The sequence below is a fragment of the Ruegeria sp. N7 genome (assembly GCF_056531345.1).
The window spans coordinates 69,665-83,649 of the sequence record NZ_JBQFLR010000003.1 but is presented as its reverse complement, the minus strand read 5'-3'; the positions used below and the strand labels follow the sequence as shown (position 1 = coordinate 83,649).

At 59.1% G+C, this 13,985-nt stretch carries 13 protein-coding genes; 4 read left to right on the top strand and 9 right to left on the bottom strand.

Annotated elements, in window-relative coordinates; genetic code table 11:
- Positions 1-2: 2 nt before the first annotated feature.
- On the bottom strand, positions 3-1,049 hold the full coding sequence (locus tag ACR0ES_RS06365) for an MBL fold metallo-hydrolase (RefSeq protein ID WP_480506691.1): 1,047 nt from the start codon (positions 1,047-1,049) through the stop codon (positions 3-5).
- Entirely contained in the window at positions 1,049-2,752 is a 1,704-nt protein-coding gene (locus tag ACR0ES_RS06360; RefSeq protein WP_480869915.1) for an acyl-CoA dehydrogenase, read from the bottom strand. The genes ACR0ES_RS06365 and ACR0ES_RS06360 overlap by 1 nt, the downstream gene beginning before the upstream one ends.
- 138 nt (positions 2,753-2,890) lie before the next feature.
- Here ACR0ES_RS06360 and ACR0ES_RS06355 point away from each other — a divergent pair, with 138 nt between their 5' ends.
- On the top strand, positions 2,891-3,841 hold the full coding sequence (locus tag ACR0ES_RS06355) for an L-threonylcarbamoyladenylate synthase (RefSeq protein ID WP_480869913.1): 951 nt from the start codon (positions 2,891-2,893) through the stop codon (positions 3,839-3,841).
- Here the strand turns inward: ACR0ES_RS06355 and ACR0ES_RS06350 are convergent, their stop codons facing one another.
- On the bottom strand, positions 3,842-4,396 hold the full coding sequence (locus ACR0ES_RS06350; RefSeq protein ID WP_480832351.1) for a YqgE/AlgH family protein: 555 nt from the start codon (positions 4,394-4,396) through the stop codon (positions 3,842-3,844). It lies immediately after the preceding gene.
- Positions 4,397-4,553: 157 nt separating this feature from the next.
- Between ACR0ES_RS06350 and ACR0ES_RS06345 the strand changes: the two genes are divergently transcribed.
- Positions 4,554-5,354: a protein-disulfide reductase DsbD domain-containing protein gene (locus ACR0ES_RS06345; RefSeq protein ID WP_480870029.1), complete on the top strand. Its 801-nt coding sequence runs from the start codon at positions 4,554-4,556 to the stop codon at positions 5,352-5,354.
- Between the two features lie 4 nt (positions 5,355-5,358).
- Positions 5,359-5,778, top strand: coding sequence for an NUDIX hydrolase (locus tag ACR0ES_RS06340; protein ID WP_480869912.1), 420 nt, complete (start codon positions 5,359-5,361; stop codon positions 5,776-5,778).
- Here ACR0ES_RS06340 and ACR0ES_RS06335 read toward each other — a convergent pair.
- The 6 genes from ACR0ES_RS06335 to ACR0ES_RS06310 all read right to left on the bottom strand — a co-directional run bounded on the left by ACR0ES_RS06335 (position 5,775) and on the right by ACR0ES_RS06310 (position 13,266).
- Positions 5,775-9,176, bottom strand: a complete 3,402-nt coding sequence (locus ACR0ES_RS06335; protein WP_480869910.1) for an efflux RND transporter permease subunit — start codon at positions 9,174-9,176, stop codon at positions 5,775-5,777. The genes ACR0ES_RS06340 and ACR0ES_RS06335 overlap by 4 nt on opposite strands.
- Before the next feature lie 5 nt (positions 9,177-9,181).
- Positions 9,182-10,630: an efflux RND transporter periplasmic adaptor subunit gene (locus ACR0ES_RS06330; protein WP_480486830.1), complete on the bottom strand. Its 1,449-nt coding sequence runs from the start codon at positions 10,628-10,630 to the stop codon at positions 9,182-9,184.
- 106 nt (positions 10,631-10,736) lie between these two features.
- Positions 10,737-11,279 carry a molybdenum cofactor biosynthesis protein B gene (moaB, locus tag ACR0ES_RS06325; protein WP_480773356.1) on the bottom strand — a complete coding sequence of 181 codons (543 nt, stop codon included), beginning with the start codon at positions 11,277-11,279 and terminating at the stop codon, positions 10,737-10,739.
- Positions 11,280-11,285: 6 nt separating this feature from the next.
- Positions 11,286-11,906, bottom strand: coding sequence for a LysE family translocator (locus ACR0ES_RS06320; RefSeq protein ID WP_480869908.1), 621 nt, complete (start codon positions 11,904-11,906; stop codon positions 11,286-11,288).
- Entirely contained in the window at positions 11,903-12,502 is a 600-nt protein-coding gene (locus ACR0ES_RS06315) for a metallophosphoesterase family protein (RefSeq protein WP_480869906.1), read from the bottom strand. Before ACR0ES_RS06315 ends, ACR0ES_RS06320 begins: the two co-directional genes overlap by 4 nt.
- Positions 12,499-13,266 (bottom strand): uracil-DNA glycosylase, encoded by a 768-nt coding sequence (locus ACR0ES_RS06310; protein WP_480869904.1) that lies wholly within the window; start codon positions 13,264-13,266, stop codon positions 12,499-12,501. The genes ACR0ES_RS06315 and ACR0ES_RS06310 overlap by 4 nt, the downstream gene beginning before the upstream one ends.
- 83 nt (positions 13,267-13,349) lie before the next feature.
- On the opposite strand from ACR0ES_RS06310, the gene ACR0ES_RS06305 reads away from it, so the two are divergent.
- Positions 13,350-13,964 (top strand): scavenger receptor class F, member 2, encoded by a 615-nt coding sequence (locus tag ACR0ES_RS06305; RefSeq protein ID WP_480869902.1) that lies wholly within the window; start codon positions 13,350-13,352, stop codon positions 13,962-13,964.
- Positions 13,965-13,985: the final 21 nt, after the last annotated feature.

The following is a 13,985-nucleotide window of genomic DNA, read 5'->3' as shown; positions in this document are numbered from 1 at the left end:
GTCTACCCTTTGCGCTGATATAACCATGCCCCATCCGCGCGTTGCGTCCGGGTTACTGCACCAATGTGGTAGAGGTGATTTACATGTGCAACCGCCTCGACCAGCGCAAGGCCATACTCACCCTCGCGGATTGTACGTTTGAACAGCGGCATAAAGCAGTCAGCGGCAGATTTGGGCTGATCCAGATGATCCAGCAGCCGTTCCAGCGCGCCATGGTGGTTGTCAATCAGCTGCTTCATACGCAACGGCAGACCCGTGAAGGGCAGTTTGTGCCCACCCAAAACCAGATGATCGGGACGGGCGAGCGCCTGAAGCCTCTCACAGGCCTCCATCCATCCTGACACTGGATCGGCCATGGGTTCGGTCGCATAGACACCCAGATTGGGACTGATCGAACTTAAGATCTGATCGCCGCTGAGTACCAGATTGTCATCGCGGCTCCAGAAGGTGGCGTGTTCCGGTGCATGGCCATTGCCCATATGAACGTCCCAGTCACGTCCGCCCATACGGATCACGTCACCCTGCTTGATCCCGGTAAAACCCAGCGGCATGGGATAGACCGTGTCGGCAAAATTAAAGGGCCGGTCCGCCATCCGTTTGTTCAAAACTTCGGATGCCATGCCCGCGCTGCGATAGAAACCCAGCGTTTCTTGCGGCCAGGTTTCCTGCACATCCAGCGTCAGCATCCGCGCAAACAGCCACGAGGTGCGGCTTGTCACCAGCTCGGCGCCGTGTTCCGTCTGAAACCATCCGGCATTGCCAACATGGTCGGGATGGTGGTGAGTCACCACCACCCGCCTGATCGGCTTGCCTGCAAGAGGTCCGGCCATCAATGCTTCCCAGATGCGCCGCGTCTTGTTCGAGGACAGCCCCGTATCGATCACCGTCCAGCTGTCGCCATCGTCCAGTGCGTAGATATTTACATGGTCCAGCGCCATAGGCAGGGGCAACCGCATCCAGAGAACACCTTGGGCAATCTCGGTGGCTTCGCCCTGCGCGGGCGGTTCAGACCACGGATATCTGATCCCCAATACGTGATCCCCGTCCATCAAACTGCAAACTCGTCCGTGCTCAGCGCGAAAAGGTCATCCGCCCCGTTCTGTGCCCGTGCCAAAAGGCCCGTATGTTCGGGCAACAGGGCGTTGATATAATACCGCGCCAGTTTCGCCCGCGGCCCCTCTGGGTCGGCAAGGGCTGCGGTCAGGTGATAATGCCCGCCCAGCACCCGGGCAAATGCCTGCAGATAAGCAACTGCGCCTGCAAAGCGGTTATTCATATCGTCCTGTGCCACCAGCCATTCTGTCGCCTCGCGCAGCGTTTCGGTGGCTTCCCAAACAGGGCCCGCCAGATCAGGCAGTGTTGCACGGGCGCGTTCAGCCTGGTCTTCAATCTCATCCAGCAAGTTCGAAGCAGCCTCGCCCCCGTCCATCATCTTCCGCGCAACAAGGTCCATCGCCTGAATGCCGTTGGTGCCCTCGTAGATCGCAGTGACACGCGCATCGCGATAGAACTGAGCTGCGCCGGTTTCCTCAATATATCCCATGCCACCATGCACCTGGACCCCGGTTTCAGCCACACGCATCCCGGTCTGAGTACCAAACGCCTTGCTGATCGGCGTCAACAGCGCGGCCCGCGCAGCCCAATCGGCGTCACCAGTGGCCTCTGCCATATCGATCGCAACCGCATTGGCCAACAGGATCGCGCGCGCGGCATAAACATCAGCACGCATATCCAAAAGCATACGGCGCACATCCGCATGATCGATGATCGTCCCGGACGGCGTTTTGCCTTGTTTCCGTTCCAGCGCATAAGCCACCGCGTGCTGATATGCACCTTCGGCCACGCCCACGCCCTGTCCGCCCACGCCGAGGCGCGCATTGTTCATCATGGTAAACATGGCCGCCATACCGCCATGTTCGGCACCCACCAGCCAGCCTTTGGCTTTGTCATATTGCATCACGCAGGTGGGCGACCCGTGCAAGCCCATCTTGTGTTCCAGCGAAACCACTTTCAGATCATTGGCCACGCCAGGATCACCATTTTCATCAGGCAGGAATTTGGGGACAAGGAATAACGAGATCCCTTTGGTGCCGGGCACCCCATCGGGAAGGCGGGCCAGTACCAGATGGCAGACATTCTCGGTGAAATCGGTATCGCCCCACGAGATGAAGATCTTTTGACCGGTGATCGAATATGTCCCGTCACCGTTCGGCTCAGCCTTCGCAGACAGCGCGCCAACATCGGATCCAGCCTGAGCTTCGGTCAGGTTCATGGTGCCCGACCATTCCCCCGTCATCATCTTAGGCAGATACAGCGCTTTCAATTCGTCGCTGGCGTGATGCTCTAACGCCTCGATCTGGCCCTGAGACATAAGCGGCGCAAGTTGCAGCGACAGGCAGGCGGCACTCATCATCTCGTTGACCGCCGTGGTGATGGTCATAGGCAGCCCCATCCCCCCGTATTCAGGATTACCACTGATCCCGATCCAGCCACCTTCGGCAATTGCCTTCCAGCCGTCTGCATATCCCGGAGAAGTTCGCAGCACGCCATTTTCAAGCCGTGCAGGTTCCAGATCACCGGGACGCTGCAGAGGGGCCATCACCTCTTCGCACATCTTTCCAGCTTCGGTCAGGATCGCATTGACCACATCCCCGCTGGCATCAGCAAATTTATCCGTCGCAGTGACCTGGTCGAACCCGACCACTTGGTCCAGCAGGAACTGGTAATCTGAAATTGGGGTGCGATAGGGCATGATCACTCTCGAAGGCTAACAATTCAGAACATATCGGCAGGCTTGGAATTGTGGGCAAGCGCCGGTAAGCGTATGAGCTTGGATCAATTACCTACTGTCCCTTATGTTTCAAGCAACCAAAACGCGGCGTCACCAGTTATGATCTCAACCGGCACTCAGGAATTGACGGCGGATCCCGGCGGTATCGCGCGGGCTGCAGATATGTTGCGACAGGGCCTTCTGGTCGCTTTCCCGACCGAGACCGTCTATGGCCTGGGCGGCGATGCCCGCAACGGGCATGCGGTGGCATCGATCTACGAGGCCAAGGGGCGGCCCAGCTTCAATCCGCTGATCGCACATGTCGCATCGGTCGCCGCGGCGCAACGGTATGTGCAATGGTCAGATCAGGCCGAGCATCTGGCGCAGGCCTTTTGGCCCGGTCCGCTTACCTTGGTTTTGCCCTTGCGCGAAGGGCACGGGATTTCATCGCTGGTGACGGCAGGTTTGGATACGTTGGCCGTGCGCGTTCCGGCACATCCGACAGCGCGCGCGCTGCTGGCCAAATTTGATGGCCCGGTTGCGGCGCCTTCGGCAAACCCGTCGGGTCAGATCAGTCCGACCAAGGCAAGTCATGTCTGGTCGGGTCTTGGCGGCAAGATCGCGGCTGTTCTGGATGACGGGCCGTGCGATGTCGGGCTTGAATCCACCATCATCGGCCTGGCTGGGGAACCTGCACTTTTGCGTCCGGGTGGCATCGCGCTGGAGCAGATCGAAGAGACGCTGAAAACGCGACTGCATTTGCATCAATCCGGTGATCTTCTGACCGCCCCCGGCCAGTTGCAATCACACTATGCGCCGGACGCTCCGGTCCGTTTGAATGCCATAACCCGTCAGGGTGACGAGGTGTTACTGGGATTTGGGCAGGCAGAGTGCGACCTAAACTTGTCCGCCACTGGCAACTTGATCGAAGCGGCGGCAAATCTGTTTGCGTTTCTGCATCAGCTGAACGAAACCGGGCGACCGATTGCCGTTTCTCCGATCCCTGACACGGGTTTGGGGGCGGCAATCAATGACCGGCTGCGGCGCGCGGCGGCACCCCGTGACAGCTGATCACGCTCGCCCCGCGCTGGCAGAAAGGGTCAGCGGGTCCACACCCAAAGAAGCCAACGCTGCCTCCCATTTCGCATCATCGGGCACATCGAAAACAAGTTTCGACGTTGCTTCGGTGGTTAGCCAGCCGTTCATGGCAATTTCATCCTCAAGCTGACCGGGCCCCCAGCCGGAATAACCCAGCGCCAGCATCGAGTTCAGCGGCCCAGTGCCTGATGCCAAATCCTCGAGCACATCAAGTGTCGCCGTCATGCTGAAATCCTCGGAAATCTGCATTGAATGCAGGTTGGCCTCGTAATCGGCGCTGTGAAGGACAAAGCCGCGCGACATCTCGACTGGCCCACCGAAATGCACAAGGCGTTCGCCGACAATCGGAATACGGCAGGCGATGTTCAGTTGACCCAGCAAGGTCTTTATCCGCAGGTCCGAGGGCTTGTTCACAATCAAACCCATGGCACCGTCGTCACCATGGCTGCACACATACACCACCGAATGGTCGAATCGCGGATCCCCCATGCCGGGCATCGCAATCAACAGTTTTCCGGTCAGGTCCATGGGCCGCCATCTCTTTCTCAGAACACCTCAACAATGGCCCCGCAGCATGTCTATTGGCAAGAGAACAACAGGTATTTTGGCGGATTTCATCCCAGTGAACAGAACGTGACTTGGAATCCGGGCCAACGCCGCGCATTTAAGAGGGATGAAGATGTCGATGAAACACACTGCCGTCGCTGCACTCGCTTGCCTGCATCTATCCGCCCCGGTTGCCGCTCAGGGTCTGGACGGCGTGGTTCAGCTGGATGTTCTGGATGGCGGACGGACTGCAAACGGCACTTATCTTACCGCCTTGAAGCTGACGCTTGAGGATGGTTGGAAAACCTACTGGCGCGCGCCTGGAGATGCTGGCATCCCGCCGGAAATCAACTGGAAACGCTCAAGCAATGTCGGGCGTGTTGAAATCACATGGCCTGCCCCCGATGTCTTCGATCAGAACGGGTTGAAGTCGATCGGTTACAAGAACCAACTGGTCCTTCCGATTGAGATTACGCCGCGCAACCCTGCCAAGCCGGTCCGATTGCAGGGCGAAATGGATCTGGGCGTTTGCAAAGACGTTTGTATTCCGGAACGTCTGGGCTTTGACCACACGCTCGACGCCAATGCCGGACGCCATCCCGCGATTGCCGCCGCACTGGCGCAACGCCCTTATTCCGCGCAAGAAGCTCGCGTGTCCAGTGCCACCTGTCGTCTGACGCCGACGAAAGATGGTATGCGTATCGAAGCACGAGTGACCATGCCATCGGCAGGTGGTCATGAAGTGGCTGTGATCGAACCCGGCAATCCCTCCCTCTGGGCGTCGCAGCCGATTGCGCAACGGCAAGGTGATACGTTGGTGGCCGAGGCCGAGATTATCAATGCATCGGGCACACCCTTTGCGCTGGATCGGTCTGAAATCCGGATTACGGTTCTGGGCGCCAATCACGCAGTTGATATTCAGGGCTGCAGCGCAGGCTGAATTCATGACCCAATCGCCAAAAATCGGTGCCCTGGCCGTTGTTCTGCATCAGGATCAGGTTCTTCTGGTCCAGCGATGCAAACAGCCCGACGCCGGGCTGTGGGGGTTTCCTGGTGGCCATGTCGAATGGGGTGAAACCGTGTTGGAAGCGGCGCAACGCGAATTGCTGGAAGAAACCTCGGTAATTGCACAGCCGTCACATTATCTGAACAATCTGGACCTTCTGCGCCGAGCCCCAGATGGGGTGGTCGTGTCCCATTACCTGCTGGTCGGGGTCGCCTGCCAGTATCGCTCGGGCACGCCGAGGGCCGGTGACGACGCAATGGATGCCCGGTGGTTTCCCGTCGATCAGATACGCCAGGGCAACCTGCCCATGAGCGCGCGGGTCATAGAGCTTATGGAATATGCCTTGCGTGCGGTTTAAGCACCTGCCGATTTCGTGAGGCGACCATAGAGCATACCTGAAGCAACAATGCTCAGAATCACAATCGGCACAGCGCCGACAACAAACGCGCCCAACCCCATTTTCAATGCGGCAATGCCATCCTCACCGGGGTAAAGGCTTTGTAGCATGGCAAGCGGTGCACCGTTGACGGCGGGCCAGATCATCGTCAAGGCAAACCAGATCCCAAGCATCACGCCGGTTCCGGCCAACGCGCCACGAACAACCTTGTCAGGGGCCCGTGCAGCACGGCGCATGGCTGTCATCGGACGTGCCACGTCATTGAGAATTCCCAGCAAGGCGGGCACAAGCACCAACACCAGCAACATTCCGAAACCAAGCCCGTAGACCAGTGTGATTACTGTCGGTTTCAGGAACTGCGCCTGTTGAGAGCCTTCATATAGTAAGGGCGCTAGCCCAAGAACCGTCGTCAGCGTGGTCAGCATGACAGGTCGCAACCTGTCCGCCGTGCCATCCAGAATCGACGGAATCAACCCGCGATCCTGCTGGTATGCGTCGATCGTGGTCACCAAAACGATCGAGTCGTTGATAATGATCCCTGTCATGCCCAGCAGCCCGACAACCGTGAACATGCTCAGTGGCACCTCCCAGATGTAATGGCCCCAAATCGCCCCGACTAGGCCAAAGGGAATAATCGCCATGACCACAAGGGGTCGTGTCCAGCTGGCAAAAACCCAGGCCAGTACAAGGTAAATACCGGTCAGGCACAGGATCAGACCGTTGCGGGCCTCGGACAGGAACTCGTTTTCCTGTTCGCTCAGACCCGACATGCGCCACTCAACCTGCCTTTCGGCTGCGATATTGGGCAGGATCTCGTCCTGCATCACGCGTTCAATTTCGGCGGCCCGTGCCGGATCGTCTTCCGAAATGTCACCTGTTACCGAAACCACCCTCAGGCCGTTTTCACGCCGAACCGTCGAAAACCCGGACTTGCGATCGACCGAAACGATATCAGCCAAAGGTACGTAGACCCCATCAGGAGAACGCATCAGAGTTCGTTCCAGAAAATCTGCCGTCAGTTCACCTTCGGGCAGTTCGACACGGATCTCGGCACTGCGCGGCCCGTCGGGGAAGGTTGCGGCCTCAATCCCGTTCAAACGGTTGCGCAAAGCCCGCCCCAGCGTTTCGATCCGAAAGCCCAGCGCCTGACCCTGCGCTGTCAGGTCCAGAAGAAACTCTTCCTTGTCATATGCCAGAGTGTCTTCGAGCGCCGAGACTTCAGGAAACTTCGACAGCGCGGTTTGCAGATCTTCTGATGCGGCTTTCAGGACATTTACGTCCGAGCCATAGAACTGCACGTCGATGGCGTCGCCACCGGGGCCGGACCGCCAACCGCGGAAGCTGATCACCTCGACCTTGGGGTGGCGCGGTACGAAATCCTGTAGCTCCCCCACAAACTCAAAACTCGAATATGGGCGCAGATCGGCGTCGATCAGTTCAATCGAAATGCCCCCCAGCACACTGCCGTCCTTGCCGTCAGCCGCAGCAAGCGCACGCCCAGCATTGCCACCAACCTCGGCCAAGACATAGTCAATTGGATTTCGGCCATGACGCTCTTCGTAGATCCGGCCCAGTTCGTTGGTTGCGTCCTGTAGAATGCGCATCATTTCAAGCGTATCTGACCGGGTCGACCCCTCGCGCATGATAAACCCGCCGCTGACTGAGCTGCGTTCAGGTGCGTTGAAGAACCGCCAGTTCACGTCGCCACGAATGAACAATGCGACCTGACTGGCCAGGATGGCGATCATCAGCGCGGCGACCACATAACGCGCCCAGATCACCCAAGCGATCAGCGGGCGGAACAAGTGATCCCGAACCCAACGAAAGCCACGATTGACGACACGGTTCGGCAGGTCGTACCAGTGTTCCTTGGCCGAATGCGCAATTGCGTGCGCCATATGGTTGGGCAGGATCAGGAAGCATTCCACCAGCGATGCAACCAGAACGGCGATTACCGTGAAAGGGATATCGCGGATCAGTTCTCCGAAACGCCCTCCAACCAACGTCAGGCCGAAAAACGCAATCACCGTCGTTACCGTGGCGGCCAGAACCGGCATTGCCATTCGCCGGGCGGCACGCTCAGCGGCTTCCACAGGTGTCTCGCCCAATCGGCGTGCGCGATAATCGGCGTGCTCGCCCACGACAATGGCGTCATCTACGACGATCCCCAAGGTGATGATCAGACCGAACAGGGAAACCATGTTCAGCGACAGACCGCCCAGATACATCAGCGCGATCGCCGCCGACATCGCCACCGGGATACCCGCCGCGACCCAAAACGCAATGCGCGCATTCAGAAACAGGAACAACAGGATGACAACCAGCCCCAGCCCCATCAGCCCGTTATCCACGAGGATGTTCAGCCGGTCGGTAATCGCTTGCGCACGGGTACGGATCAGATCAATTCTCACACCTTCAGGCAGGCTGGCCTGCATCTCGCGGGCTACGTCCTCGACCGTGTGCTGAATACCTATCGCATCGCCCAGGTTCGACCGGTCCACTCTGATGGACATGGCCGGATTGTCGCCCACATAATAGCTGCGCTCGCGGGTGACGCCTTCAACCCAAATTCTAGCTATGTCACCAACCTTCAGCTTGGAGCCATCTTCGTTCGTCCTCAGCGCGATGCCTTCGATCTGTTCCGGCGTGCGTTTTTCAGCTCCTGCCCGGACAAGAGCACCCGCACCCTCAACATAGCCAGCGGGGTCGGTATTGACTTCGGCACCTATCGCTGCCGCGATTTCGGCCATCGTGATATCGTTTGCGACCAACTGCGCGGTGGTGACCTCGACAACGATGCGCGGTGCGGCAACACCCCGGATTGTCGTGCGTGTCACACCCGATGCGAACAAACGATTGATAAGCTCATCCGTCAGTTTCGCCAGCTGAGCAGTATCGGTCGGCCCCGTGATCACCACATCCGTCACCCGATCACGCCACGCACCACGTTGAATCCTGGGCTCCTCAGCGTCTTCCGGCAGATCTGTGACAGCGTCTACGGCGGTCCTAACATCCTCGACAGCGCGGGACACATCCCAGTTGGGTTCGAATTCCAGCCTGATCCGGGTCCAGCCCGGGTGCGAACTGGCCTCGGTACTGGTCACCCCTTCGACGGCCAGCAGCGCCGGTTCCAGCAACTGCACGATCCCGGCGTCCATGTCCTCGGGCCCGGCACCATCCCAGGTTACGGATACATCGACGCGTTCCAGAATAACGTCCGGAAAGAACTGTGCCCGCATGTTCGGGATTGCCGCCGCGCCAAGAACCAGCATGACAAGCAACAGCAGGTTGGCAACTGTCCGATGCCGCGTGAAATAACTGAGAATGCCGCCCGCCGCGCCAGGTATCTCGCGCATCATGGCGTTTATCCCCCAGCCCTGGTTTCAATACTGCGCACCAAAGACGTCGGCACACGAGCTTCGCGCAGCCGGGTTAGAACCTGCGTCTTTTCCTTCGGAGGCATCGCACTGTTCGCTTCGACCTGAGCTACAAGTTCGGCTCGTTTCTCGTCCGTCAGCTCGACCATTCCGGGGTCTGCACCCGCCTCAAACCGCAGGGGCCGCACCCGCACGCCTGACCCAAGCAGGGGGGTCCGCCCGACGACGACCTCTCGCCCTTCCAAACCGTCGCCCCGCAGCAGAACCTCGTCCCCCTGGCGGCGGATGAGTTGAACCGGCAGGCTTTCCAAACGGTCATCAGGGCCAAGCACCAGAACTGTTCCGGATGCATCAAGGGCCGAGGACGGCAACCGGTAAACTCCGGCAAGCGGTTGTTCCTGAACTGAAACCGTAACGAAATCCCCGGGTTTAAACCCCGATGCCTCTTGCAGACGGGCATAGATCAACCGCCCGGTCTGACCTTCACCGGCAGACCCGCTGTCGCGACTAATCTGGCCAATTGCGGTCAGATCGGTCCCTGTCACTTCGAGCGATATGGTGACCGGCGCGTTGATCAGACGATCACCGCCATCCAGAAGCCGCACATATTGCGCAGTTGACACCCGAAATGCCACCTCAAGGTCGTTGGGATCAACCAGTTCAGCCAGCTTTTCATTTGCCGATACCAGCCGCCCTTCCACAAGAGTCACATCCGTTAAAGTACCGCCAAAGCCTGCCCGGATTGTCATGTCGCCCAGATCACGTTCCGCAGCTTCCAGTGCAATCATGGCGCGGGCCAACAGGGTTGATGCCTGATCCACACGGGATTCAGCCTGTGCCAGCGCAATACGCCGCGCCAGTACGGCCTGTTGCGCCGCTGCGGCAGCCAGTTCGGCCTCTTCCACGCTAGCGGCGGCCCCCACGCCCCGAGATTCCAGATCGCGTTGACGTTGCAACGCCCTTTCCCGCAGTTCCGCCTGAGCCTCAGCCGATTTCAGCTCGTCCTGCGCCAGCAGCAACGAGCGTTCTGCATCGCGCTCTTCAAACTGAGCGTCCAAGAGGTCGGACTTGGCCCGATCCAGTGCGGATTGCGCATCTGCCGGGTCCAGTTCAACCAGCACTTCGCCAGCCTCAACAATTCCACCATCTTCAAAGTCTTCCGCCAGCGCGACAACGCGACCACCAAGCGCCGCGCGCAACTCCAGCCTGCGGCGGCTTTGAACCTCTCCGAAAGCTTCAAGATATGGGGTGACGGTTTCCGCCTCGGCAGGCCGAACCGAAACAGCAAAGATCCTTTCTCGAGCGGGAGGTGTCGCGTTATCGTGCGTCAAAGCCTCCTGAACGGCCCCAACGATCATCTGCACGGCAACAAACAACAAAGCCAGCGCCAGAAACGCCAGAAAAATACCGACAAGACTATGCCGCAGAAATCGCATCAATCAGTTACCCCGGTTGCACCACGCTGCCGTCCACAACATGTAGCTGGATCAGGAAATATGCCAAGCCACAAGGCGGTTATACGGAATGGAACGTATGACCAGTCTACTTCCGTCGCAGATGTTCGTCCAATCTGGGCATTATTTCCACAAAATTGCACGGGCGATGGCGATAATCGAACTGTTTTTCCAAAATACCGTCCCACGCGTCCTTGCAGGCCCCCGGGCTGCCGGGCAAGGCGAACAGGTATGTCCCCCCCGCAACGCCCCCCGTCGCCCGCGACTGCACCGCCGAAGTTCCGATCTTTTCCATCGAGATGATCGTGAAGACAGTGCCAAAGGCTTCGATCTCTTTTTCATAGACATCGCGATGCGCCTCGACGGTGACATCGCGCCCAGTCAGACCCGTGCCGCCGGTCGAAATCACGACGTCGATCTGTTCGTCCGCCACCCACGCGCGCAACTGATCTGCAATCTGTCTGCGCTCGTCCCGAATTATTCTCCGATCCGCAACAACATGGCCCGCCTTTTCGATCCGGTCCGCCAATGTCTGACCCGAGCGGTCCTCTTCCATCGATCTGGTATCCGAAACAGTCAGTAAGGCGATCTTAACCGGAATGAACTCCATGGTTTCGTCAATGCGCGACATGTGGTGTCAGGCCCTTTCCAGAATGGCAAGCCGGACCGCAAGGGCCGCAAAAATGCCCCCTGTAATCCAGCCCAGAATACGTGAGGCGCGCGGATTCGAGACCAGATGGCGCCCCGCGCTTCCGGCGAATACACCAACCAGCCCGTTCACCACGAACCCGCCGATGCCGATGATTGTGCCAAAGATCAAAAACTGCATCAGGACCGATCCCCGCGACGGGTCTACAAACTGCGGGATAAAGGCAAGAACGAACAGAATAACCTTGGGGTTCGTCAGATTGACAAGCATCCCGTCCCGAAAAGACAACCGGGTCGGTTTGACGGGTGCCTCGGCTGACACTGCGCCATTTCGAACGGCACCCCAGGCCAAGTACAGCAGGTATGCAACACCAACCCAGCGAATGACATCAAACAGCCATGGCAAGGTCGCAACCGCCGCGCCAAGGCCCAGCCCAGCCAGAAGGACCTGTATCATTCCACCCGCGGATATCCCGGCACTTGCGGCAATTGCGGCGCGCGGACCTGATCGCAGGCCCTGACCGAAACAGAACATCATATCCGCGCCCGGTGTCAGGTTCAGCGCCAGCGCGGCGGGAATGAAGGCAAGCAGCGTTACCGACTCAATCATAAGGCGACCTCGAACCAGTTTACCTTGGGACCAAGGTTGGCGATCCGGGTGCGGCCGATCGAGCCGCGATATCCCCAGCTGTCGTGAATATGGCCGCAAAACGTGAAACGGGGCTGTATCCGCTCGATCGCGTTCCGGACAGCGACCGAACCAACAGCCATGCCTTGCGAGGTCACATCCCCATGGCCCTTGGGCGGTGAGTGCGAAATCAGGATATCTGCTCCGCTGCAGCGCGCCAGCAGTTCGCCGGCCTCACCCTCGGTCAGATCACAGGACCAATCACCAAACGGTGTGGGTGGAACACCGTAGCCAAGCCCGAACAGGCGCAATCCATCCACCGTCATTCCCGTTCCATGCAGAACATGCACACCCTCGGGCACAGCTTTGCCCAGATCCTCTGCGCTTTCGGCATTCCCGGGTATCAGGACCAGCGGTGCTGAAACGCCCGAAAGCATTTGCATCGCCTCATCCAGACCCTGCCGCATGTTGCAATAGTCCCCTGCGCCGATGACCAAGTCGGCATCAGCGCTGGCGGCTACCAGATCAGCGGCGCGGTTGCGCGCCATATGAAGATCGGAAAACGCCAAGACCTTCATGACTCACCTCGCAGCCGGGCTTGTAACTCCAGCAGATCAGCCCAGGCCTGTCGCTTCATTTGCGGCTGGCGCAGCAAATAAGCTGGATGAAACATTGGGATCACAGGCAGGTCCATCGCCTGATCCCACTGGCCGCGCAATCGGGTAATCCCGCGTTTCCCCAGAACAGCCTGACAGCTGATATTGCCCATTACCACCAGAACCTCGGGCCGGGCCAGCGCCACGTGACGTTCCAGAAAGGGCTTCATCATCCCTATTTCTTCGGGCTTTGGGTCACGGTTCTGTGGGGGCCGCCACGGCAGCACATTTGTGATATAGACGTTCTGCCTGCGATCCAGATCAATCGCGGCCAACATGCGATCCAGCAACTGGCCCGCGTGCCCAACAAAGGGCTTGCCCTCGCGGTCTTCGTCGCGGCCCGGAGCCTCACCAATGATCATCACCCGCGCACCGGGCGTTCCATCAGCAAAAACCAACTGCCGCGCCCCGCGCTTCAGCTCGCAGTGATCAAAAGCTTCCATCGCATCGCGCAGCTGATCCAGTGACCCCGCCCCCTTGGCCGCTGCTTGCGCAACCGTTACCGGGTCGGCCTGTCCGGGCTTTGACGGGATGGCTGCCGCAACCTCTGCCTTCTTGGGCTTTGGTGACATATCCGGCACCGAATATCGATCAACCGGAGCGTCCCCGATTGCCTCGGTCACGCCCAGTTCGACCTGCCATTCCAGCAGGGCCCGCGCAGAATAATAGTCCAAGCCCGATTCCATATGGATAATTTACCCGCCTGAGGGCTGATGGAAAGCGAATTGGGCTTGATCGGTCGCTCTGTCGCGCCGACCATCAGGGCACGATGCTCAGAACCTTGCGAATCCTCCTGATCGGGCTTGGACTGGTGCTTACCGGCAATCCGGCATTGGCGACGTTCCACAACGAACAGGGCCAGTGCCGTGCGGGCCAGTTCAAATGCGGCACCACCTGCTGTTCCGGCGGTCAAAGATGCAGCTTTGATGGGCACTGCATACCGCTGGGCGGCACCTATTGCGGTGGCGGGCGCAGCTGCGGCCCGTTTGAACGCTGCGTAGCGGGAGGAGCGAGCTGTGCACCCGCAGGCGTGAACAAATGCACATCGCGTCTGGATTGCCCCGGTGACAGTTTTTGCAATGGGCGCGGCGAATGTGAACGGATCACACCAGATCCGGGTACAGCCCCTCCTACGATATGCGAGGATGGCCGAACTTGTGCGCGCGGCTCGTCCTGTCTGCCGGGTGGGGGGTGTTCCCGTCCGGGATGGTTCCTGTGCGAAGAAACAGGCTCGCAGTGCCGTCCGGGATTCAAATGCTCGGACCATCAGGGTTGCGTGCCGATCAAAGCCATCGACTGCGGATACGGCAAATGGTGCAAACCGGGTGAACAATGTCTGCCAGAGGGTGGCTGCGAAAAACTGCCAGAGGGTTCTGATCCTTAGGTTGCTTTGCACCGCGTGGCT

Excerpts from the sequence above, each read along its gene's own strand:
- ACR0ES_RS06365 (WP_480506691.1), bottom strand. The coding sequence starts at position 1,049 with ATGGACGGGGATCACGTATTGGGGATCAGATATCCGTGGTCTGAACCG.
- ACR0ES_RS06360 (WP_480869915.1), bottom strand. The coding sequence starts at position 2,752 with ATGCCCTATCGCACCCCAATTTCAGATTACCAGTTCCTGCTGGACCAA.
- ACR0ES_RS06355 (WP_480869913.1), top strand. The coding sequence starts at position 2,891 with ATGATCTCAACCGGCACTCAGGAATTGACGGCGGATCCCGGCGGTATC.
- ACR0ES_RS06350 (WP_480832351.1), bottom strand. The coding sequence starts at position 4,396 with ATGGACCTGACCGGAAAACTGTTGATTGCGATGCCCGGCATGGGGGAT.
- ACR0ES_RS06345 (WP_480870029.1), top strand. The coding sequence starts at position 4,554 with ATGAAACACACTGCCGTCGCTGCACTCGCTTGCCTGCATCTATCCGCC.
- ACR0ES_RS06340 (WP_480869912.1), top strand. The coding sequence starts at position 5,359 with ATGACCCAATCGCCAAAAATCGGTGCCCTGGCCGTTGTTCTGCATCAG.
- ACR0ES_RS06335 (WP_480869910.1), bottom strand. The coding sequence starts at position 9,176 with ATGATGCGCGAGATACCTGGCGCGGCGGGCGGCATTCTCAGTTATTTC.
- ACR0ES_RS06330 (WP_480486830.1), bottom strand. The coding sequence starts at position 10,630 with ATGCGATTTCTGCGGCATAGTCTTGTCGGTATTTTTCTGGCGTTTCTG.
- moaB (WP_480773356.1), bottom strand. The coding sequence starts at position 11,279 with ATGTCGCGCATTGACGAAACCATGGAGTTCATTCCGGTTAAGATCGCC.
- ACR0ES_RS06320 (WP_480869908.1), bottom strand. The coding sequence starts at position 11,906 with ATGATTGAGTCGGTAACGCTGCTTGCCTTCATTCCCGCCGCGCTGGCG.
- ACR0ES_RS06315 (WP_480869906.1), bottom strand. The coding sequence starts at position 12,502 with ATGAAGGTCTTGGCGTTTTCCGATCTTCATATGGCGCGCAACCGCGCC.
- ACR0ES_RS06310 (WP_480869904.1), bottom strand. The coding sequence starts at position 13,266 with ATGGAATCGGGCTTGGACTATTATTCTGCGCGGGCCCTGCTGGAATGG.
- ACR0ES_RS06305 (WP_480869902.1), top strand. The coding sequence starts at position 13,350 with ATGCTCAGAACCTTGCGAATCCTCCTGATCGGGCTTGGACTGGTGCTT.